Consider the following 20,896-nt stretch of genomic DNA (forward strand, 5'->3'; position numbering starts at 1 on the left):
GACTAAAAGTAGGTTTTTCAACATGCGGTTTTTTACATAGGAGGAGTGAAAAAAGTGGAGTGGTCTGAGGTTGAAATCCATACATTAAATGAAGCGGTAGAGGCGGTCGCCAATCAGTTGACGGAATACGGGGCGAGCGGTGTTTCGATTACAGATGCCAGTGATTTTCACCGGGAGCGTGAAGATAAATTTGGCGAAATTTACGCGTTGAGTGCGGCTGATTATCCCGATGACGGTGTAGTGATTAAGGCATATTTTTTAAAAACGGATGAATTTATTGCCCAGTTACCTGACATGGAGCAAGCCATTCGCGATTTAAAACAATTCGATATTCCACTAGGCGAGCTTAGCTTTCACGTCAATGATGTGGACGACGATGACTGGGCGACGGCTTGGAAAAAATATTATCACCCTGTTCAAATTACGGAAAAGGTGACAGTTTCACCAACGTGGGAAAACTATGTGGGCAGTCAAGACGAGATTGTCATTGAACTTGATCCGGGCATGGCTTTTGGAACGGGGACGCATCCGACGACACAGCTTTGTATGCGGGCACTTGAAACATATTTGCAGGAAGATGACACGGTGATTGATGTCGGAACGGGATCTGGTGTGCTTTCGATTTTATGCGCGAAACTAGGCGCGAAGGAAGTGCTGGCGATGGATTTAGATGAGGTCGCTGTGCGAGCGGCACAGGAGAATATTAATCAGAATCAAGTGGACGCTATTGTGACGCTCAAACAAAACAACTTGCTCGAAGGTCTGAACGAGCGGGTCGACCTCATTGTGGCTAATATTTTAGCCGAGGTTATCTTGCTTTTCCCAGAAGATGTGTATCAAACATTAAAACCAGGCGGCACATTTATTGCTTCGGGGATTATTGCGGAAAAAGCGGAAGTTGTTCGTGAAGCGATTGTGAATGCTGGAATGACGATTGTTCAAACGGAAACGCAAGGGGACTGGGTCGCGATTATTGCGAAACGAGGCGAAGCATAAGATGCAACGTTATTTTACAAGCCAAAAAGTAGATATGACAAAACCTTTTTCGATTTCTGGCGATGATTTTCATCATATGTCGCGTGTTATGCGCATGAAAACGGGGGACCAAATTTACGTGGTAGATTGCAGTGAAACAGCTTTTGTTGCGGAGCTTACGAATTTAGTGGCAGATTCAGCCGAGCTTCGCGTACTAAAAAAGCTTGAGCAAAGTCCTGAGTTACCTGCGCAAATTTCGATTGCGAGTGGTTTGCCAAAAGGAGATAAGCTGGAACTGATTGTGCAAAAAGCGACGGAATTAGGTGCGCATGCATTTATTCCGTTTGCTGCGGAGCGTTCGATTACGAAGTGGGAAGCGAAAAAGATGCGTAAAAAGCTCGAACGCTTAGAAAAGATTGCCAAAGAAGCAGCGGAGCAATCGCACAGGACACATATTCCAAGCGTTTCTTTTTGTGAAAATTTAACGGCATTAATGGCGACTTTTGCAGATTATGATTATGTGCTTTGTGCGTATGAAGAAAGTGCGCGTGAACATGAAACGAAGACGCTCGTGGCTACTTTTGAAAAAATGCAACCTGGTGAGAGGCTGTTAGTTATTTTTGGTCCAGAAGGCGGCATGAGTGAAAATGAAGTAGCTCGGCTCGTAGAAGAAGACGCATCGTTAGCTGGTCTAGGCCCGCGAATTTTACGAACTGAAACAGCGCCGTTCTACGTTTTGGCTGCGGCCTCGTATCATTTTGAGCTTCGTTAAGTAGTCATTGGGCTAATTTTTTAATAAAGTTAACGATTTCATGTTGACGCAAAAACAGGTTTCATATATAATTTTAAATGAGTGAATGCTTATCCTGTTATGCTTTCAGAGTTTTGCTAACAGTTCGCTAGCATTCTGAAGCCTTATAAGGACTTTCACTAGTCCATGTAAGTGTCGGAGGGAGGGAAAGAGAGATGTCAAAAACAGTAGTTCGTAAAAACGAATCGCTTGAAGATGCTCTTCGTCGCTTTAAACGTACTGTTTCTAAAAGTGGAACTTTGCAGGAATCTAGAAAGCGCGAATTTTATGAAAAACCAAGCGTAAAACGTAAGAAAAAATCAGAGGCAGCAAGAAAACGTAAATTCTAAAATTAAAGGCGATGATATCGTTGACACTGCTTGACAAATTGAATGAAGATATGAAGCAAGCGATGCGTAACAAAGAAAAAGAAAAACTTTCTGTTATCCGCATGTTAAAAGCTGCTTTACAAAATGAAGCGATTAATCAAGGTGGCACTCTTTCAGGAGATGATGAAATCACTGTTCTCGCTCGTGAAATGAAACAGCGTCGAGATTCTTTGTCTGAGTTTGAAAAAGCTGGGCGGGAAGATTTAGCTGAAAAAGTTCGCGCTGAAATTGTTATCGTGGAGCACTATTCTCCGAAACAATTGTCAGATGAAGAGCTTGAAGAAATTGTAAAAGTAACGATTGCAGAAGTTGGCGCCTCGTCAAAAGCCGATTTTGGTAAAGTGATGGGGAAAATCATGCCGAAAGTAAAAGGCAAAGCTGATGGAAATGCAGTGAATAACTTTGTTAAAAAATATCTTTCATAAAATGCTAAAAAGGCTAGCCTAATGACTAGCCTTTTTTTTGATGCTGAAACTATGTGCATGTTTAAATGATGGCGCATTGGTCTGAGTTTTTATTATGCGGCATTTTCGTGTATAATAGAAGTGAAATTTAGTTTAAACGATAAGGGGTTAAAGCATGCAAAATGAGTCCTACAATGAAATCATTGAATTAAATGAAATGACCGATGGACGCGATTTATTCGGCAATAATGACGCAAACATCGATATTTTAGAAGATTCCTTACAAGTTAAAATTGTAACGCGTGGGGGAGATGTTTCCATCACGGGGACCGAGGAAGCCGTTTTGCAAACAAAGCATGTGATTGCAGCTTTGATTGATGTGCTTAAAAAAGGCGTGCATATAGACGGACGCGATGTGGCTCAAGCAATAAAAATGGAAAAAGGCGGAACACTTGAGTATTTCCCAACATTATTTGATGATGAAATCACGAAAAACGCACAAGGGAAACCAATTCGTCCCAAAACCTTTGGGCAGCGAAAATATATGCAAATGGTTCGGAAATATGACATTGTTTTTGGCGTCGGTCCAGCAGGAACAGGAAAAACGTATCTTGCTGTTGTTATGGCCGTTGATGCTTGGAAAAAAGGAAAGGTAAGTAAAATTATCTTAACCCGCCCAGCGGTTGAAGCAGGTGAGAGTCTGGGGTTTTTGCCGGGTGACTTAAAAGAAAAAGTCGATCCATATTTGCGCCCTGTTTATGATGCACTATACGATATTTTTGGCGTCGAACATACAACGCGTCTGATGGACCGTGGCGTCATCGAAATTGCGCCGCTCGCTTATATGCGTGGTCGGACGCTAGATAATGCGTTTGTCATTCTTGATGAGGCACAAAACACGACGATTGCACAAATGAAAATGTTCTTAACGCGACTTGGTTACGACTCGAAAATGATTGTGAATGGTGACATGACACAAATTGATTTACCGAAAGGCGCGGTGAGTGGCCTAGTCAATGCTGAACAAGTTTTAAGCGATGTAAAAAATATCGGTTTTGTTTATTTTGAGCATCACGATGTGGTCAGACATCCGCTTGTGGCAGAAATCATTAAAGCGTATGAGCGAATTTAGCCAAGAAAGGCTGTGATTAGGTGAAGCAAAAATGGCAAGATGTCTATAGCAAACACAAAGAAAAGCTTTTCATCCCATTATTTATCGCAGTTCTTTTTTTCGCATCCTATTTCTTACTTATTCAAGTTACGAAGCCAGAGTCCTATCAAGCGAAGCTGTTTTCGGTTTCTGAGAAAACCATTCGTTCCCCTCAAACCGTTGTGGATACGAAAAAAACAGAAGAGGAGAAACGGAAAGCAAGCGACGAAGTGGAGGATGTTTATGTTTACAATCGTGAAACAGCGGCGAATCAAGTTGCCTTCACGGAATCGATTTTTGATTATATAAACGAAGTAAGAACGGAAACTGCCGATGCCGAGAAAGAGGCGAAAGCGGAAGCTGAGTCGAACAATAAGCCGATGCCAAAGCCAGTAACAGACGCTAATAAACTTAAATCTTTTAAGGAAAAACTCGTTGGGGATCATGCTGAAAATATAACAGAAAATGTGTCGGACGCAACGTTTATTAATCTTTTGAACGCCACGCAAGCCGATTTAAAAGCAACAGAGGACGAAGTTATTTCAGAAGTGAAGCGTGCCATGGACGACCGCATTCGCGAAAGCAATTTAAATACAAAGAAAATTCAAGCGCGTGATGCAATCGAATTGTCCGCTATGCCGTCCAATTATAAAACAAGCGCGAAATCGCTCGTTTCAAATGCCATCATTCCAAATGAAACGGTGGATAAAGAACAAACAAAAGCGCGTAAAAAAGAAGCCGCAGACAATGTCGTCCCTGAAAAGATATTACAAGGTCAAGTCATTGTTCAAGAAGGGCAAATTATTGATAGAGAAACATACCGACAACTGGAGTTACTCAATTTAATTGATCAGAAAATGCCAATCAAACAATATACAGGATATGCATTTTTAGTATTAGCACTCTTTCTTTTACTTTATTTTTATACGAAGAAAAGAAAATATCCACCTAAAAAACGCCGTCAAACTATCTTGATTTTTACGAGTGTCTATGTGACAACGCTTGTGTTCTTGCTTGTGATACGCTGGCTTGAAGGTGCGAATATCATGAATATTGCCTTTGTTTTTCCAGCCGCGTTTATGCCAATGGTGCTAAAAATTCTTTTAAACGAACGATTTGCTTTCTTTGGCGTTATTGTCGTTGCAATCACGAGCTTGTTCGTGTTTGAATCAGACACGACGAGCATTATGAATGTGCTGATGGTCGCTTTCATTCTTTTAAGCGGGCTAACAAGCGTTGTCGCACTCAAAGATTACAGCCGCCGCATCGCAATTTTCCAAACAGGCATGATTGTAGGCGCGCTGAACGTCGTCTATGCGCTTTTGCTTCTCGGGATTAATAATTCCACTCTTCTTAGTTTAAACGCCGTCCAAGTCATCTTTTACGCGTTTTTAGGTGGAATAGGTTCATTTATGTTAGGCTTGGCGCTCATTCCTTTATTTGAAACGCTGTTTGGTATTTTAACAACGAGCCGCCTCATTGAACTCGCGAATCCGAATCACCCACTGCTAAAGAAAATTTTGATGAAGGCGCCTGGAACGTATCATCATAGTATGATGGTCGCCAATCTAGCCGAAACATGTGCTGATGAAATTGGCGCGAATAGTTTATTAGTGCGAGTCGGCTGTTTCTATCATGATATTGGTAAAACTTTGCGCCCGCCGTATTTTGTGGAAAACCAATTGCAGGGCATTAATCCGCATGATAGGTTGACACCGAAGCAAAGTCGCGATATCATTTTAGCGCACACAACGGACGGGGCAGAAATTTTAAAGGAAAACCATATGCCACAGCCAATTATTGACATTGCACTGATGCATCACGGCACGACAATTTTGAAATATTTTTATGTAAAAGAAAAAGAAAACCATCCTGACGTAAGCGAAAGCGAATTCCGTTACAGCGGACCGAAGCCACAGACGAAGGAAATTGCGATTATTAATATTGCAGACAGTGTGGAAGCCGCTGTTCGTTCCTGCGATGTGCCAACGAAAGAAAAAATAAGTACCATTATTGATGGCATTATTCGCGAACGCATTTTAGACGGTCAATTTACAGAATGCGATATTACGTTGCATGAAATTGAAACGATTCGTGACACCTTAAAACGGACGCTAAACGGGATTTACCATCAACGGATTCAATATCCAGATGATTCGAAAGGGGAAAAAGAATGAGTGATTTGGAACTAGACTTATTCGATGAAACAGAGCAAGTTTCAGAAAAAGAACAAGCTTTTATTCGCGATATTTTAAATTTTTCTGTGGATTATTTAAAACTAGAAGGCATGATTGAAATGTCAGTCACTTTAACCGATAATCCCCGCATTCAAGAGATAAACCGTGAATATCGCGGAAAAGATCAACCGACCGATGTGATTTCCTTTGCGCTCGAAGAACTCGGCGAAGATGAAATGGAAATCATGTCAGAAGAAGAGCTACCACGGAACATTGGTGACATCATCATCTCGATTGAACGCGCAAAAGAACAAGCTGACGAATACGGACATACTTTCGACCGTGAACTTGGATTTTTAGCCGTACATGGACTGCTCCACCTGCTCGGATACGACCATATCGAGCCAGAGGACGAAAAGGAAATGTTCGGACTTCAAAAAGAAATGTTGGATGCTTATGGGTTACAAAGATAGAAAATATCAGCGGAATCGCAATTTATTTGAGTCTTTTAAACATGCTTTTACGGGAGTAAAAACGGCAGCAGCCGAAGAGCGAAATATGCGAATTCACCTCTTAGTCGCACTTGTCGTCTTGATTGCCGCCTTCGCATTTTCAGTGACTAAAACCGAGTGGCTTATTCTCCTTGTCTGCATTTTCGTCGTCATTCTTCTTGAAATGGTAAACACCGCGATTGAACGGGCAGTCGATGCGATTACAACTGATTTTTCACCCGAAGCAAAAAAAGCAAAAGATGTTGCAGCTGGCGCCGTTTTAATTGCCGCAAGCATGTCTTTTATCATCGGACTTATCATTTTTATACCATACGTGTTAGCTATTTTTTAAAGAGATAGGAGTTTAAAGTATGAAAGAAAGTAATTTTGTTGAACTTGCAAAACGTGCGCGTGATTTTGCTTACGTCCCGTATTCCAAGTTTCCAGTAGGCGCTGCGCTTGTTACAGCAGATGATGAAGTCGTATTAGGTTGCAATATTGAAAATGCCTCATTTGGGCTAACCAATTGTGCGGAGCGAACCGCGATTTTTAAGGCTGTGTCAGAAGGGAAGACGAATTTTAAAAAACTGGTTGTTGTGGCGGATACAGACGGACCAGTTTCACCTTGCGGGGCATGTCGCCAAGTTATAAGTGAGTTTTGCGACAAGGACATGCCGGTTGTACTAACAAATTTAAAGGGCGATGCAGTTGAAGTAACCGTTGAAAAATTGCTTCCTGGCGCCTTTACGAGTGGAGATATGGATAATGAGCGATACGTTTAAGTCTGGTTTTGTTGCGATTGTTGGGCGCCCGAATGTAGGAAAGTCCACGCTTTTAAACCAAATAATAGGTCAAAAAATTGCGATCATGAGTGATAAAGCGCAAACGACCCGAAACAAAGTGCAAGGGGTTTATACGGAAGACGATGCGCAAGTAGTGTTTATCGACACGCCTGGTATTCACAAGCCCAAACATAAACTTGGTGATTTCATGGTCAAAGTGGCCTTAAATACATTTCGCGAAGTCGATTTAATTTATTTTGTTATCGATGCGGAAGCTGGCTTTGGCCGCGGCGACGAATTTATCATTGAGAAATTAAAAAATGTGGAAACACCTGTTTTCCTGCTTATCAATAAAATCGATTTAATTTCCAAAGAAAAATTAGTGGAGCTCATCGAAAAATATAAGGAGCTACTCGATTTTGCGGAAATTATTCCGATTTCAGCTTTAGAAGGAGACCAAGTGCCAAATCTACTAGCTGAAACGAAAAATTACTTAGATGAAGGTCCGATGTACTATCCAAAAGACCAAATCACTGACCACCCAGAGCGTTTCATCATCTCAGAACTTATCCGTGAGCAAGTGCTTCAATTAACACGTGAAGAAGTGCCGCATTCGGTGGCGGTCGTAATCGAAGGCATCGAAAAAAATCCGAAAACGGAGAAGCTTACAATCATGGCCACAATTATTGTCGAACGCAGCACGCAAAAAGGCATTATTATCGGCAAACAAGGCCAAATGCTCAAACAAATCGGCATGCGCGCAAGAAAAGAAATCGAACTTTTAATGGGTTCCAAAGTATTTTTAGAAGTTTGGGTAAAAGTCCAAAAAAATTGGCGTGACAAAGAGCATTATTTACAGGATTATGGTTTTAATCAAGATGAATATTAATAGAAAATCGTAAATAAAAACACAAAAGCGTATGGGCTTCCTAAACTTTTAGGAGAAGCACCATTCACTTTTGTGTTTTTTCAGTTATTAGATTTAAAAAGTCTTTACGATTATTAATCTTGGAGAATTCAGTTATGCACATTGTCAGAGAGTATCAATCCATTTATGTACTCTTTCGCTTCTTCTAAAGAGACATGTGGTTGGTACTCACAAACTTTTTGAACTGCTTTTATTGTATTTTTTCTAAAAATTAAATATGAAATTTCAGTTTCCTGTTCTTTAGACAAAGCTATTTTTTTATTGTTGACTCTTCAAAAGCATGGGGGAGGGGCACTTTAGAAAGATCCGACATACTTAAATTATCCACATATTTTTTTGCAGTCGCTATTGACACCCCAGGTTGCCAATCCATAATCATCTTTACCGCTAAAATTTTGTTTTGCCGATAAATCAAATCCAATACTTCCATTTTCTGTGGCTCTGCTAAATTAATCATTACTGAATCTGTCGTTGTCTCTTGTTTTTGGCGTTTAAAACTGTTTTTGATTGCAATCGCCACTATTACGAAAAATGTAAAAAATACTACTATAGTCACACTTATACCTATTGTCATGGCTAACATGTTCTCTCTCCTTGTTGTAAAAATTCAAATGCACTAAGCTCTATAATCTATACGAGAAACCAAACTCTTTTAGTTCCAAATTAAATTATCGTACTCCATTTCAAGAAAACCATCATCACCTAAATACTCGTAATAAATCGAAAAACTCACTGTCTTCCCAGGCTCAATCTTTTCATGAAAGTAATCTTTTTTTTCTATTTCTGCGTAGTCAGCCGCATCATATTGGAACAAATAAAAATCTTTAGCGGACACATAAATCGGTTCTTTACCATCGTTGCGCATTTTGACATCAACTTTATAGTATTTATCAATTCCACGCTCATCAACTTCATACGTCGTAGGCTGCTTAACAAGCACCGTCGCATCCTCACTAGATTTCCCCTCATCACCAAAAGAGAGCTCCATATAATCTTCATCACTATAATCATCTGTATAACCTTCATTATAATCACTTGAGATTTCTGTATCATTAGACGTATTCTGCTCGCTCACATAATAAATAAACGCGCTAAGTCCAATCAGGCAGCTAATTAGAAAAATAGCACCGCCAATGCTCGTAAATAAAATCCCCATAAGCTTCTTTTTCTTTAAAAGTAAGAGTGCGACACCCGTAATGGTGGCGGCAAACGAAATCAAGCAAACAAATCCAATGACAATCGAATAAATCATATGCGCGTCTCCTTTTTTTATACTACTAATATTGTACCATCTCCGCACAATTTAGAGAACTATAAATACACCAAAAAACCTGCCAAAACAAACTAGGCTAATTTTGTTGTAATATATTTAAATTGTTAATAGATTTATAGTCAATAAGAATGTTTGCCAGAATCCATAGACTCCACATAGGCTTCATGCTATAATTTTCACGAGGTGAAACAAATGGGAAAACAAATTAAACTGCCAAGTAATAGGCTTTCAGAGCACGCGACAGACATTTCTAAGCATTCAGCTGAGTTAAAATTAACTCTATCGTCGCCTTTGTCCTATTCAACTGGTTCGGCTCAAAGCCTTCAGTACAGTTTGACAGAAATTTCAGAGGGACTTACAGGTTTTCAAAACGCAATTCAAAAAGAAGCAAAGAATTTGAAAGAGATTGAGCGAGCAATGGAGGAAAATGAACACAAACTTGCAAAAATGATTGCAACAACGCTAAAGCAAGTGGGTGAGCATTTATGAAAAAAATAGACTATGAAGAAGCTTTATACCAAAAGCATCTTCAGAAAAATCGTATGGAATGGGTAAATGAGGATATTGAGCGATTAGGACAACTACAACTTGAGATTGTCAATCTTGCAAAAGCAGGATGGCGAGGACAAGCCGCCAACGAATTCTGTATTGAATTGGAGGAGACCGCAGAGCAAGAGTGGGGGAGTCTCAAGCAGGCGAGCAAATCTTTGGAAGAAGAGCTAGAAAACGAAAGAGCAAAACTACATATTGCACAACAAAAAGGGAATGAAGACAATGGCAAGGATTGATATTGCAGAAGTGAAGCATATGTGCGACCAGTTTCAAAGAGAAGCCAATCGAATGAAAAACGCGCTAGATGGTCTAAAAAAAGATGTCACCCAATTGATTGAGGACAATGATCTTCAGGGACAAATGGCGGACAGTGCTAAAAGTTACTACCAGGATATTATTTTAGTCCTTGTCAAAAAAGGAAAAAATGTTTTGGATGAAGGGATGAAAAAGGTGAAGAAATATATAGCCGATTTCCACGACCAAGTAGACCCTTCTGGTAATGCACGATTAGACTCAGAAGTATTATATGAGATGGAAATTCAAATTGCAAACTATCAATATATGATGGAGAATATTCTTGTAGAAATGAAAATGGTTGGGGGCATTGATGCATTACCCCAGCAATTTAAACAGTTAGATAAGTGTACAAGCGCGATGAGTACCATCAACAAGAAAATAGATATTTTACGCAAATTTGAAACCTTTGAAGCTAGTCATCAAGATACATTAAATGAAGTTTTAACTGATTTATATTACGTTAAACAAGGTTTAGAAGATGTACAAAGTGGTCGCTTTTTCAAAGGGAAAAGTCATTCTTACGAAGTCAATTCAAAAGTCACTTGGCTCAGTCATTTAAAAGAAAAAGATAACAAAATGAAAACCGATTATGATTGGGACTCGTTTGAAAAACATAAAGATAATAATGGCTTCTGGATGCTTTCAAAAAAGGGTTTGTCTTATAAAGAACGGCTAGAAATTTCCTCTATCTACAACGGCTTAATTATAAACGGCAAACTTAAAAGTCCTGATGAAATGGAGCAAGAAGAATCCGAAGAAATGACCAAAATAATGGCAGATACGATTTGGGCAGCTTGGGCAGATCAGCTCCAAGATGGTAGTGGCAACAACTTAGATAACGTGCAAAAAATGTCGATTACGATTGGAAGCTCAATTGGGCTTGCCTCACTACTTTGGGTTGGCAAAACAGGTAGTAAAGGTGTTAAAATTAATTCTGCTGAACTGACAAAATTAAAAAATATGCAGAAAACAATGGAAGGCAGTACATATTCGGTTAATAAACCCACAAGTGTACTTCAAAGTCAACTAGTTCGAGATTATATTCGAGATATTGAAACGCGGACCGGGCGAGGTATCCCTAAGAATCAAGTGGATTTATTGAAAGAGGCTCTGCGGGTTAAGGAATATACAGCTTTAAGTAAAGCTGAGACGGCCACTCACAGAAAAGAATTTAACAGAGTAAAAAATGATATTATAGAAGAATGGGAATTAAATACAGGACAGAAGTGGCCTACTTATGATGAACCAGTTTATTCAGCGAATGGGAATTTGATAAAAAAGGTTGGGTATAAGTACGACGCTCATCATATTATTGAAAATGGTTTTGGGGGAGATAATAAGTGGTGGAACATACATCCAGCAAAAGCCTTTGATGAACATCAAGGCGGTATCCATGGAAGTAATGCACCATCAAAAGATATATTTAAGAGGGAGTGAGTTTAATGTATAAATTTATGAAAAATAATCCAGAAAATGATTTTTATAATGTATCAAAAAATGAAATTGTTGAGGTAGAGAATCAATTAGGCTTTACTTTTCCTTCTGATTTAATTCAATTTTACACAGAGCTTGGTTATGGGTTTGTTTTTGAAGGAGATCAAAATAATGATAATCGGTTAATGGATCCAGTTTCAGTAAAGGACTTTCGTCTGAGAAAAGATTACTTTGCTTGGCTACCTGATATAGAGGTATATTCATTGTTTGAAGAAAATAAGTTGATTTTTTTTCAAATTAACGAGTCAGCATTTCTATCAATTGGTTTTAAAGGAGAAGCTATGAATAAAATTTTTTATGATGATACGTGCATAGCACAAAATTTACAGGACTTTTTCAAAAAAATGGAAGTGAATAATGAGTATTATCTAGAATTAGTGTAAGTTTGATTATGATAATTATTATTTTGATATACTCAACTAGTTAACTTTTCTGGCTGTGAAAATTTTTTGTTTTGGACTAGCGAACACTCGTTCAGCATTTTACTTTAAAAATAGCTCACTAGGGTTTATATCTTAGCTACTGAAGCTTTTAGAATACGCCTTTTCCGTGTATAATAAAAGCTTGGGGAGGTGTTCTTTTGGAAAAATGTGAAGGCATTGTTTTGCGTGCTAGCAATTACCGGGAGTCTGATAAAATCGTTGTCGTTTATACGCGTGAATTCGGGAAAATCGGAATGGTTGCGCGTGGGGCTAAAAAAGGACAAAGTCGTCTTGCCGCCGTGACACAACCGTTTACACAAGGAAGCTTTACTTTTTTCGGAAATAGAGGGCTCGTAACACTCCAGCAAGGTGATTTGATTCATAACTTTTCAGATATCCAAACAGATATTTTTTTAACCGCGTACGCCGCTTACGTTTGTGAGCTACTCGATAAAGCAGTAGAAGAGCGGAAACCAAACGCTTATATATACGAACTTGTTTCAGAGATTCTAAACGACATTGATGAAGGCTATGATGCGCAAATTTTAGTGCAGATTTTTGAAATGAAAATGTTGAATGTTTTAGGATTTTACCCCGTTATGGATAAATGTGCGATTTGTGGGGCTACTTCCGGACATTTCGATTTTTCAACGCACGCAGACGGTCTAGTTTGCCACCGCTGTTTTGAAAAAGACCATTATCGGTTGCATTTACCTGAAAATGTTGTGAAACTTTTGCGTCTATTTTATATTTTCAAGCTTGATCGCCTTGGCGAAATTAATGTGAAGCCAGAAACGAAGGCCTTGCTTGAAAAAACTATTGATACGTATTACGAGGAAAAAACGGGGCTGTTTTTGAAAAGCAAGCGTTTTTTGCGTGATATGTCGAAGTGGGATCACATGTTAAAGAAGGAAGATAGCGATTGACAAAGCTAGAAAAATGAAGTATCTTGTAAATAAGATTTAAATAGGTACGTTGATGAGAAAAAGTAGAAACAAGCTCTTTATTTAGCGAACTTGGGTAGGTGAGAGCCAAGTGAAATCTTGTTTTGAAAAGGCGTTTCGGAGTACAGACGAAATCAAGGTGGGAATTTAACAATTCCAAGTAGGGTGGAACCGCGAGATAACTCTCGTCCCTATATGTTGTCATGGCATATAGAGACGAGAGTTTTTATATGGCCGTAAAACTTTGGAGGTGCTAAAAATGAATTTACAAAAAATGATTCGCACATTGCAAGATTATTGGTCAGAACAAGGTTGTATCATGTTACAATCCTATGATGTTGAAAAAGGAGCCGGAACGATGAGTCCGTATACGTTCTTAAAAGCAATCGGACCAGAACCGTGGAAAGCGGGTTACGTGGAACCATCGCGCCGTCCAGCTGACGGTCGTTACGGAGAAAATCCTAACCGCTTGTTCCAACACCACCAGTTCCAAGTTGTGATGAAGCCGTCACCAGACAATATTCAAGAGCTTTATCTCGGCTCGCTTGAAAAGCTAGGCATTAATCCGTTAGAACATGATATTCGCTTCGTTGAGGACAATTGGGAGAATCCTTCACTAGGCTGTGCTGGTCTAGGCTGGGAAGTATGGCTTGACGGGATGGAAATCACACAATTCACTTATTTTCAACAAGTAGGTGGGTTGGAATGTTCGCCGGTCACATCGGAAATTACGTACGGCTTGGAGCGCTTAGCAAGCTACATTCAAGATGAGGAAAATGTTTTTGATTTGGAATGGACAGAAGGCATCACCTATCGCGATATTTTCTATCAAGCTGAATATGAAAATTCTAAATATGCGTTTGAAACGTCCAATACTGAAATGCTATTATCGCTGTTTGACACATATGAACGCGAAGCAGGCAACCAAATGGGCGAAGGGCTCGTTTTCCCGGCATATGACTACGTGCTAAAATGCTCGCACACCTTTAACTTGCTCGATGCAAGAGGTGTCGTATCTGTAACAGAGCGCGCGCAGTACATTGGCCGAATTCGAAATCTCGCAAGACGAATTGCACGCACCTTTTACGAGGAACGCGAAAAACTTGGCTTCCCTTTAATAAAGGAGGAACAAAACCATGAATAAAGACTTTTTACTTGAAATCGGGCTTGAAGAAATGCCCGCTAAATATATTACGGCTTCTGTAGAGCAGCTAAAAGAACGCGCTGCAGACTGGTTTAAAGAGAAAAAAATTGCTGTTGAAGCGATTCAAACGTATTCTTCGCCAAGACGCCTCACAATTTTGGCGAAAAACGTTGCCACGAAGCAAGAAGACCAAATCGAAGAAGCAAAAGGACCAGCTAAAAAAATCGCTTTTGATGAAAACGGTGACTGGTCCAAAGCCGCACAAGGATTCGCTAGAAGTCAAGGCGTTACGCCAGATGACTTTACTTTTCGGGAAATAAAAGGCGTCGAGTATATCTATATCAAAAAAGAAGTAAAAGGCCTTAAAACGCTTGATTTACTCTCTGAATTCCAAAAAATCGTAACAGACATGACTTTCCCGGTTAGCATGCACTGGGCAGACTGCGATTTGCGCTACATTCGGCCGATTAAATGGCTTATCGCGTTATTCGATACGGAAATTATCCCGTTTGAAGTGGCAGGTGTGAAAACGGGAAATGAAACGCGGGGGCATCGCTTCCTCGGCAAGTCTGCGGTTGTGAAAACGCCATCTGATTATGAAAAAGTACTCCTTGAACAATTTGTTGTAGTTGATGCGGAAGCAAGGAAAGATGCGATTCGCGAACAAATTGCGGAAATCGAAACTATTCAGAACTGGAAAATTCCGGCCGATGCGGATTTACTAGAAGAAGTCAACAATCTTGTCGAATATCCGACCGTTTTATTTGGTAATTTTGAAAATGAATATTTGGCGCTGCCAGAAGAAGTTTTAATTACAACAATGAAAGAGCATCAACGTTATTTCCCAGTATTTAGCGAGGATAACAGCTTGTTGCCGCATTTTGTGACGGTTCGTAATGGAAACCATGAAAACTTGGAAACCGTGCAAAAAGGAAACGAAAAAGTACTGCGCGCTCGGTTGTCAGATGCGGATTTCTTCTATCAAGAAGATTTAAAAATGACGATTGACGAGGCTGTTCATAAGCTCAAAAATATTGTGTTTCATGAACGTCTAGGCTCATTGACTGAAAAAATGAAGCGTGTTCAGAAAGTAGCATTACTGCTTGCTGATTACTTGGACTGGGCGGAAGAAGAGAAAAAAGATATTTACCGCGTGACGGATATTTACAAATTTGATTTAGTCACGAATATTGTCGGTGAGTTCCCTGAATTACAAGGCATTATGGGAGAAAAATACGCCAAGCTTCAAGGCGAAAATGATGCTGTGGCTACAGCAATTCGTGAACACTACATGCCAATTTCGTCTGAAGGAGAACTGCCACAATCAGATTTAGGTGGACTAATTGCTGTGGCCGATAAATTAGAAACGCTCGTTAGCTTCTTCTGTATTAATATTATTCCAACTGGTTCAGCTGATCCATTTAGTCTTCGCCGTAGCGCGTTTGGTGTCATGCGAATTATTCAAGCGAACGAGTGGAATTTGCCATTTGCAGAAGTACTTGCTGAAATTGTAGGCATTGAGCGCAAAGAAGGCTTCTCAGATTTACCGGGCGAAGAAGTTTATCAAGTGGCGCAAAACTTCATGAAAAACCGCCTACGTGCCATTTTACGCGGTCATGATGTGCGTCAAGATATTATTGAAGCGGTTGTCGGCGGTGAGCCAAATCGCATCCCAGAAGTAATCAACAGCGCAAAAGTATTAAATGAATCGGCGCAAGATGACTGGTTCCGACCTACTGTTGAGGCTTTAACACGTGTGACAAATATTGCGAAAAAATATGATGACCATGAACCCGTTAATCCAAACTTGTTTGAAAACGAGTATGAAAAAGAACTCTTTGAGAGCGTGCAAGAGTTAAAACATGATTATCCAAACATGACCATTGTTGAGCGACTGAAACGCTTTGCTAAAATTCGCCCGATTATCGATGCTTATTTTGAGAATACGTTAGTCATGAGTGAAAATGAGGCCTTAAAAGCAAATCGTCTAGCGCTCCTTGTTGAGCTTTCAACCTTTATCCGCGAATTTGCACAAATGGATGAAATTCAGGTAAAATAAATATATAAAATGAAGCAGGAATTTTTCTAGAAATGGGAGTTCCTGCTTTTTAAAGGAGACGAGTTTAATGACCCAACCAGCCGTTTATGTCGTTTCCGATTCAACTGGTGAAACTGCTGAACTTGTAACACGAGCTGCTCTTGCTCAGTTTGGACAAACCCCAAAATTCATTCACCGCTTTCATCATGTTGACTCGATTGAAATGATTGAAGAAATTATTGATTTAGTAGCTGTTAACAATGGCATCATTGTGCATACAGTCGTTTTAGAAGAAGTACGCACTCGGTTAAATGAAACCGCAGAAGCTTACGGGGTACCGATTATTGATATTTTCGGTCCACTTCTAGCACAACTTGAAAAAACGTATAAAATTAAGCCGCTATCTGAGCCAGGTCGCGTCCGCTCGTTAGATGAAGCTTATTTCAACAAAGTAGCTGCGATTGAATTTGCGGTAGAAAATGATGACGGGAGAAACCCGCGAGGCATCTTGCAGGCGGATTACGTTCTAATCGGGATTTCGCGAACATCTAAAACGCCTTTATCCCAATATTTAGCTTTAAAAGGGTTAAAAATTACCAATATTCCAATTGTGCCAGAAGCAAGCATTCCAGAAGAACTGTTTGAAATTGACCCGAAAAAAATTATCGGGCTTAAAATTAACAAGAAAAAATTAAATCAAATTCGTTCTGAACGATTAATTTCCATGGGGTTAAGCGGAAAAGGAATGTATTCCAGTGGCGACCGGATTGACGAGGAGCTCAAATTTTTCAAAAAGTTGACGGATAAATTGGGTTGTTTCGTACTCGATGTGACAAATAAAGCCGTTGAGGAGACTGCAAATGAAATTTTAAGTCACATTGGTCAACTTGATGAAGAAAAATTTGATTTATAAGAAGGAATTTTAACTTTTATGTCGAATATATATATTATACGCGATTTTTAAGCTTGAAAATAAGATTTTAATCGCGTATAATGCAATTTTGCTACATGTAAAATTGTTATGCATAAAAACGGGTTATCAGCTCGTTTTTTCGTTTGTCATCAGCTGAAAAGGAGGGAATGATTTGCCAAAAATAATTGTGGATGCAGATGCATGCCCCGTAAAGGCAGAAATTAATCAGCTCGCTAAAGATTTTCAGCTTGAAGTTATTTATGTCGCTTCTTATAACCATTATAGAAGCACAGAAACCGATGAAACTTGGATTTATGTAGATACAGAAAAGGAATCTGCAGATATCCGGATTGTCAATTTAGCTCAAAAAGGAGATATTATCGTCACGCAGGATATTGGGCTCGCAAGCATGTTGCTCACAAAATGTATTGTTTTTTCAAACCGAGGTGAAATTTACTTGGAAGAAAGAATGACGATGATGCTCGAACAGCGTAACGACAGACGCAAAGAGCGCAAACTTGGGAAGTATAGCAAAGGACCAAAAGCGATGACGGACCAAGATCATATTCGTTTTTACCAAAATGTTCGTGATTTTTTAGAAAATAAAGTGGAGTTGACGATAAAAAATGAAAAGGATTCCTGAAGAAACGATTGACCGCATTCGGAATCAGACGGATATTGTCGATATTATTGGTAACTACGTACAGCTTAAAAAACAAGGACGAAATTATATTGGTTTATGTCCTTTTCACGGGGAAAAAACGCCATCTTTTTCCGTTTCACCTGAAAAGCAAATTTTTCACTGCTTTGGTTGCGGAAAAGGCGGCAATGTATTTTCCTTTTTAATGGAACATGATCACTTAACTTTCACGGAAGCCGTTCATAAAGTGGCGGAACTAGGCCATATTGATGTGGATCTCCCCAAACTTACAAGCGATGAAACTTTGTCGGCACCTAAGGAAACAAGCGAAACACATAAAATGATAGATATGCATCAGCTTGCGGCTAAGCTTTATCATTATTTGCTTTTGGAAACCGAAGAAGGTTTAGAGGCTTTAAATTATTTGAAGGAACGCGGCATGAGCGAGGAACTCATTCAGACTTTTCAAATTGGTTTTGCGCCGAATCAACATGCGACGCTGACGTCTTTTTTTGAAAAGCGCGCGATGGATTTGCATTTGGCGGTAGCGGCTGGTCTGCTTTCTGAGCGCGATGACGGCAAAATTGTGGACCGCTTTCGCAATCGAATTATGTTTCCGATTACGGATGACAGAGGGCAGCTAGTTGGCTTTTCTGGCAGGTTATATAATCAGGAAGACGGTCCAAAATATTTAAATAGCCCGGAAACGCCCATTTTTAACAAAAGAAAGCTCTTGTATCATTTTTCAGAAGGTCGTCAGGCGATTCGAAAACACGAGGAAGTAATCCTTTTGGAAGGGTTTATGGACGTGATTTCGGTGAGTGAAGCGGGGCTTTTAAACGGTGTGGCTTCGATGGGGACCAGTTTGACGGAAGAGCATATTGGGCTGATTAAACGCGTGGCGAATCGTGCTGTTATTTGTTATGACGGAGACCGCGCGGGAATTGAGGCGGCTTTTAAGGCGGGGAATCTGCTTGCACAAGGCAGAATGGAAATTTTCGTCCTTAGTCTGCCGAGCGGAAAAGACCCAGATGAATACATTCGAACGTACGGAGCAGAAAAATTTAACACGCTTTATTTGCATGAGCGGCAAACCTGGACGGCGTTTAAATTGTATTACTTGAGCCGCAATCGTAACATGGCCAATGATACGGAACGCCTAGCGTACATCGATGAAGCACTTCTTGAAATCGGCAAAATTGACCAAGCTGTCGAACGCGAATTTTATTTAAAGCAGCTTTCCGATGAATTTGACATTACAATCCCAACTTTAAAAGAGCAACTTCAACGTGCGATGCAGGAATTGGCTCGAAAGAAACCACGCGAAACGCAGTTTGATGATTTTGCCAATTTGGCCCCGCCGCCTGATGATGATATGAGTTTTGTACATGCGGGACCAAGAGAACAGCAAAAACGTGAGGCGCATTATGTGGCGGAACAACATTTGCTTAAGGCAATGATTGAAAACCAAGATGCCTTTAGCCAAATCCATCAGCTTCTAGAAGGACTTGTTTTTTATAATGATGATTTTCAGGCGCTGTATACGCATTTGATTGCCTACTATTTAGACGGAAATGAAGCAAGTGCCTCAAGGTTTATGGATTACGTGACGGATATGCGCTTAAAAAACGTTGTGTCCAGTCTCGAAATGTTGGAGTCGCCCGAAGAACAAACAATAGAAGCTTATTCAGACTATATTTTAAGCATGAAAAGATATCGTCTTGAAATAAAGATTAAACAAAAAGAACAGGAAGTATCTGAGAAAATGCGCATGCAAGACCATGAAGGCGCCATAAAGGCATCTAGCGAAGTGATTTTGCTTCGAAAAAGTCTTGCCAACAAGGATTATGATTCTGCAAGTGATGAAACGTTTTAAAACCGCGAAATGATGGTAATGACTAATAGTTGGTCGTAACGCGGTATTTTGGGAGGAGGAAACAGGCAGTATGAGTGAAAAAGCACAAGAATTAAAACAAGAAACGATTGAACAAGCGAAAGAAGGCCTAGTTGAAGAAGGTAAAAAGACAGGGATTTTAACCTATAGTCGAGTAGCTGCTAGATTAGCTCCCTTTACACTAGATTCAGAGCAAATGGACGAATACTTGGAACAGCTCGGGGAAGCGGGGATTGAAGTCGTAGATGATGATGACGATGCAGATCCAGATGAAACTGAGCTTGTAAAAGAAGAAACTGAAGAATTTGACCTCACAGATATGAGCGTTCCTCCTGGTGTTAAAATTAATGACCCTGTCCGTATGTATTTAAAAGAAATCGGTCGAGTTGACCTTTTGTCAGCGGATGAAGAAATCGCGCTCGCAAAGCGCATCGAAGCAGGCGATATTGAAGCGAAAGGTCGCTTAGCTGAGGCGAACTTACGACTGGTTGTAAGTATTGCGAAACGTTACGTTGGTCGCGGTATGCTTTTCCTCGATTTGATTCAAGAAGGAAACATGGGCTTAATGAAAGCTGTTGAAAAATTTGATTTCAACAAAGGATTTAAGTTTAGTACGTATGCTACGTGGTGGATTAGACAAGCTATCACCCGTGCTATCGCTGACCAAGCACGTACAATCCGGATTCCGGTGCATATGGTTGAAACCATCAATAAATTAATTCGTGTGCAACGTTCCTTACTTCAAGATTTAGGACGCGATCCGTCACCAGAAGAAATCGGAGAAGAAATGGATTTACCGACTGAAAAAGTTCGTGAAATCCTTAAAATCGCGCAAGAGCCAGTATCACTTGAAACGCCAATTGGTGAAGAGGACGATTCTCATTTAGGTGATTTTATTGAAGACCAAGAAGCGACATCACCGTCTGATCATGCGGCATATGAGCTTTTAAAAGAACAACTAGAAGATGTACTTGATACGCTTACGGACCGCGAGGAAAACGTACTTCGCTTGCGCTTTGGCCTAGATGACGGTCGCACGCGCACGCTAGAAGAAGTGGGCCGCGTATTTGGCGTAACGCGTGAGCGCATTCGTCAAATCGAAGCGAAAGCACTTCGGAAGCTTCGTCATCCAAGTAGAAGCAAACAGTTGAAAGACTTTTTGGAATAAAAATAAGAGGTTTGGACTGGGCTTTTTTATG

Annotated in this window: 23 protein-coding genes; 21 read left to right on the plus strand and 2 right to left on the minus strand. The window is 40.0% G+C overall.

Features of this window, described 5'->3' with window-relative positions:
- Positions 1 to 54 precede the first annotated feature (54 nt).
- The 10 genes from prmA (at position 55) to era (ending at position 8,047) form a co-directional block, all read left to right on the plus strand.
- Positions 55 to 996: a 50S ribosomal protein L11 methyltransferase gene (gene prmA, locus BN1609_RS00235; protein ID WP_088815286.1), complete on the plus strand. Its 942-nt coding sequence runs from the start codon at positions 55 to 57 to the stop codon at positions 994 to 996.
- A 1-nt stretch (position 997) separates the two neighbouring features.
- On the plus strand, positions 998 to 1,747 hold the full coding sequence (locus BN1609_RS00240) for a 16S rRNA (uracil(1498)-N(3))-methyltransferase (protein ID WP_088809011.1): 750 nt from the start codon (positions 998 to 1,000) through the stop codon (positions 1,745 to 1,747).
- A gap of 194 nt (positions 1,748 to 1,941) precedes the next feature.
- Positions 1,942 to 2,115 (plus strand): 30S ribosomal protein S21, encoded by a 174-nt coding sequence (rpsU, locus tag BN1609_RS00245; RefSeq protein ID WP_003719762.1) that lies wholly within the window; start codon positions 1,942 to 1,944, stop codon positions 2,113 to 2,115.
- Positions 2,116 to 2,135: 20 nt separating this feature from the next.
- A complete protein-coding gene (locus BN1609_RS00250; RefSeq protein ID WP_088809010.1) occupies positions 2,136 to 2,579 on the plus strand; it encodes a GatB/YqeY domain-containing protein in 444 nt (147 codons plus the stop codon).
- Between the two features lie 154 nt (positions 2,580 to 2,733).
- Complete coding sequence (locus BN1609_RS00255) at positions 2,734 to 3,690, plus strand: PhoH family protein (RefSeq protein ID WP_088815285.1); 957 nt, start codon at positions 2,734 to 2,736, stop codon at positions 3,688 to 3,690.
- 20 nt (positions 3,691 to 3,710) lie between these two features.
- Complete coding sequence (locus BN1609_RS00260) at positions 3,711 to 5,885, plus strand: HD family phosphohydrolase (protein ID WP_088840383.1); 2,175 nt, start codon at positions 3,711 to 3,713, stop codon at positions 5,883 to 5,885.
- Positions 5,882 to 6,358: an rRNA maturation RNase YbeY gene (gene ybeY / locus BN1609_RS00265; protein WP_088809007.1), complete on the plus strand. Its 477-nt coding sequence runs from the start codon at positions 5,882 to 5,884 to the stop codon at positions 6,356 to 6,358. Before BN1609_RS00260 ends, ybeY begins: the two co-directional genes overlap by 4 nt.
- Positions 6,336 to 6,728 carry a diacylglycerol kinase family protein gene (locus BN1609_RS00270; RefSeq protein ID WP_088809006.1) on the plus strand — a complete coding sequence of 131 codons (393 nt, stop codon included), beginning with the start codon at positions 6,336 to 6,338 and terminating at the stop codon, positions 6,726 to 6,728. The genes ybeY and BN1609_RS00270 overlap by 23 nt, the downstream gene beginning before the upstream one ends.
- A gap of 19 nt (positions 6,729 to 6,747) precedes the next feature.
- The gene (locus tag BN1609_RS00275; RefSeq protein WP_088809005.1) at positions 6,748 to 7,158 is read left to right on the plus strand and encodes a cytidine deaminase; all 411 of its coding nucleotides are present in this window, start codon (positions 6,748 to 6,750) and stop codon (positions 7,156 to 7,158) included.
- Positions 7,142 to 8,047 (plus strand): GTPase Era, encoded by a 906-nt coding sequence (gene era, locus BN1609_RS00280; protein WP_088815283.1) that lies wholly within the window; start codon positions 7,142 to 7,144, stop codon positions 8,045 to 8,047. The genes BN1609_RS00275 and era overlap by 17 nt, the downstream gene beginning before the upstream one ends.
- Positions 8,048 to 8,336: 289 nt before the next feature.
- Here era and BN1609_RS00285 read toward each other — a convergent pair whose 3' ends face one another.
- Together BN1609_RS00285 and BN1609_RS00290 are read right to left on the minus strand one after the other, a co-directional pair.
- Positions 8,337 to 8,669 (minus strand): hypothetical protein, encoded by a 333-nt coding sequence (locus BN1609_RS00285; protein WP_088840384.1) that lies wholly within the window; start codon positions 8,667 to 8,669, stop codon positions 8,337 to 8,339.
- 69 nt (positions 8,670 to 8,738) lie between these two features.
- Positions 8,739 to 9,338, minus strand: coding sequence for a DUF4352 domain-containing protein (locus BN1609_RS00290; protein WP_088809002.1), 600 nt, complete (start codon positions 9,336 to 9,338; stop codon positions 8,739 to 8,741).
- A 213-nt stretch (positions 9,339 to 9,551) separates the two neighbouring features.
- On the opposite strand from BN1609_RS00290, the gene BN1609_RS00295 reads away from it, so the two are divergent.
- The 11 genes from BN1609_RS00295 to rpoD all read left to right on the plus strand — a co-directional run bounded on the left by BN1609_RS00295 (position 9,552) and on the right by rpoD (position 20,865).
- Complete coding sequence (locus tag BN1609_RS00295; protein WP_088840385.1) at positions 9,552 to 9,848, plus strand: DUF3130 family protein; 297 nt, start codon at positions 9,552 to 9,554, stop codon at positions 9,846 to 9,848.
- A complete protein-coding gene (locus BN1609_RS00300; RefSeq protein WP_088840386.1) occupies positions 9,845 to 10,147 on the plus strand; it encodes a hypothetical protein in 303 nt (100 codons plus the stop codon). The genes BN1609_RS00295 and BN1609_RS00300 overlap by 4 nt, the downstream gene beginning before the upstream one ends.
- Positions 10,134 to 11,645 (plus strand): T7SS effector LXG polymorphic toxin, encoded by a 1,512-nt coding sequence (locus tag BN1609_RS00305; protein WP_159458318.1) that lies wholly within the window; start codon positions 10,134 to 10,136, stop codon positions 11,643 to 11,645. Before BN1609_RS00300 ends, BN1609_RS00305 begins: the two co-directional genes overlap by 14 nt.
- A gap of 5 nt (positions 11,646 to 11,650) precedes the next feature.
- Positions 11,651 to 12,085 (plus strand): SMI1/KNR4 family protein, encoded by a 435-nt coding sequence (locus BN1609_RS00310; RefSeq protein WP_088808998.1) that lies wholly within the window; start codon positions 11,651 to 11,653, stop codon positions 12,083 to 12,085.
- 197 nt (positions 12,086 to 12,282) lie between these two features.
- Positions 12,283 to 13,050 carry a DNA repair protein RecO gene (gene recO / locus BN1609_RS00315; RefSeq protein ID WP_088808997.1) on the plus strand — a complete coding sequence of 256 codons (768 nt, stop codon included), beginning with the start codon at positions 12,283 to 12,285 and terminating at the stop codon, positions 13,048 to 13,050.
- A 277-nt stretch (positions 13,051 to 13,327) separates the two neighbouring features.
- Positions 13,328 to 14,212 carry a glycine--tRNA ligase subunit alpha gene (gene glyQ, locus BN1609_RS00320; protein WP_088808996.1) on the plus strand — a complete coding sequence of 295 codons (885 nt, stop codon included), beginning with the start codon at positions 13,328 to 13,330 and terminating at the stop codon, positions 14,210 to 14,212.
- On the plus strand, positions 14,205 to 16,271 hold the full coding sequence (gene glyS, locus BN1609_RS00325) for a glycine--tRNA ligase subunit beta (protein ID WP_088840388.1): 2,067 nt from the start codon (positions 14,205 to 14,207) through the stop codon (positions 16,269 to 16,271). Before glyQ ends, glyS begins: the two co-directional genes overlap by 8 nt.
- Before the next feature lie 67 nt (positions 16,272 to 16,338).
- Positions 16,339 to 17,163 (plus strand): pyruvate, water dikinase regulatory protein, encoded by an 825-nt coding sequence (locus tag BN1609_RS00330; protein WP_088815277.1) that lies wholly within the window; start codon positions 16,339 to 16,341, stop codon positions 17,161 to 17,163.
- Positions 17,164 to 17,335: 172 nt separating this feature from the next.
- On the plus strand, positions 17,336 to 17,806 hold the full coding sequence (locus BN1609_RS00335; protein WP_088808993.1) for a DUF188 domain-containing protein: 471 nt from the start codon (positions 17,336 to 17,338) through the stop codon (positions 17,804 to 17,806).
- Entirely contained in the window at positions 17,790 to 19,679 is a 1,890-nt protein-coding gene (dnaG, locus tag BN1609_RS00340; protein WP_088840389.1) for a DNA primase, read from the plus strand. Before BN1609_RS00335 ends, dnaG begins: the two co-directional genes overlap by 17 nt.
- Before the next feature lie 70 nt (positions 19,680 to 19,749).
- On the plus strand, positions 19,750 to 20,865 hold the full coding sequence (gene rpoD / locus BN1609_RS00345; protein ID WP_088808991.1) for an RNA polymerase sigma factor RpoD: 1,116 nt from the start codon (positions 19,750 to 19,752) through the stop codon (positions 20,863 to 20,865).
- Positions 20,866 to 20,896 lie beyond the last annotated feature (31 nt).

Origin of the sequence: Listeria sp. ILCC797 (assembly GCF_900186185.1) — a bacterium.
GTDB classification, from domain to species: domain Bacteria; phylum Bacillota; class Bacilli; order Lactobacillales; family Listeriaceae; genus Listeria; species Listeria goaensis.

Coding starts and splice junctions, on each gene's coding strand:
- BN1609_RS00295 (WP_088840385.1), top strand. CDS start 9,552: ATGGGAAAACAAATTAAACTGCCAAGTAATAGGCTTTCAGAGCACGCG.
- ybeY (WP_088809007.1), top strand. CDS start 5,882: ATGAGTGATTTGGAACTAGACTTATTCGATGAAACAGAGCAAGTTTCA.
- glyQ (WP_088808996.1), top strand. CDS start 13,328: ATGAATTTACAAAAAATGATTCGCACATTGCAAGATTATTGGTCAGAA.
- era (WP_088815283.1), top strand. CDS start 7,142: ATGAGCGATACGTTTAAGTCTGGTTTTGTTGCGATTGTTGGGCGCCCG.
- rpoD (WP_088808991.1), top strand. CDS start 19,750: ATGAGTGAAAAAGCACAAGAATTAAAACAAGAAACGATTGAACAAGCG.
- BN1609_RS00290 (WP_088809002.1), bottom strand. CDS start 9,338: ATGATTTATTCGATTGTCATTGGATTTGTTTGCTTGATTTCGTTTGCC.
- dnaG (WP_088840389.1), top strand. CDS start 17,790: ATGAAAAGGATTCCTGAAGAAACGATTGACCGCATTCGGAATCAGACG.
- BN1609_RS00305 (WP_159458318.1), top strand. CDS start 10,134: ATGGCAAGGATTGATATTGCAGAAGTGAAGCATATGTGCGACCAGTTT.
- BN1609_RS00240 (WP_088809011.1), top strand. CDS start 998: ATGCAACGTTATTTTACAAGCCAAAAAGTAGATATGACAAAACCTTTT.
- rpsU (WP_003719762.1), top strand. CDS start 1,942: ATGTCAAAAACAGTAGTTCGTAAAAACGAATCGCTTGAAGATGCTCTT.
- BN1609_RS00255 (WP_088815285.1), top strand. CDS start 2,734: ATGCAAAATGAGTCCTACAATGAAATCATTGAATTAAATGAAATGACC.
- glyS (WP_088840388.1), top strand. CDS start 14,205: ATGAATAAAGACTTTTTACTTGAAATCGGGCTTGAAGAAATGCCCGCT.
- BN1609_RS00285 (WP_088840384.1), bottom strand. CDS start 8,669: ATGTTAGCCATGACAATAGGTATAAGTGTGACTATAGTAGTATTTTTT.
- BN1609_RS00300 (WP_088840386.1), top strand. CDS start 9,845: ATGAAAAAAATAGACTATGAAGAAGCTTTATACCAAAAGCATCTTCAG.
- BN1609_RS00310 (WP_088808998.1), top strand. CDS start 11,651: ATGTATAAATTTATGAAAAATAATCCAGAAAATGATTTTTATAATGTA.
- BN1609_RS00330 (WP_088815277.1), top strand. CDS start 16,339: ATGACCCAACCAGCCGTTTATGTCGTTTCCGATTCAACTGGTGAAACT.
- BN1609_RS00275 (WP_088809005.1), top strand. CDS start 6,748: ATGAAAGAAAGTAATTTTGTTGAACTTGCAAAACGTGCGCGTGATTTT.
- BN1609_RS00270 (WP_088809006.1), top strand. CDS start 6,336: ATGCTTATGGGTTACAAAGATAGAAAATATCAGCGGAATCGCAATTTA.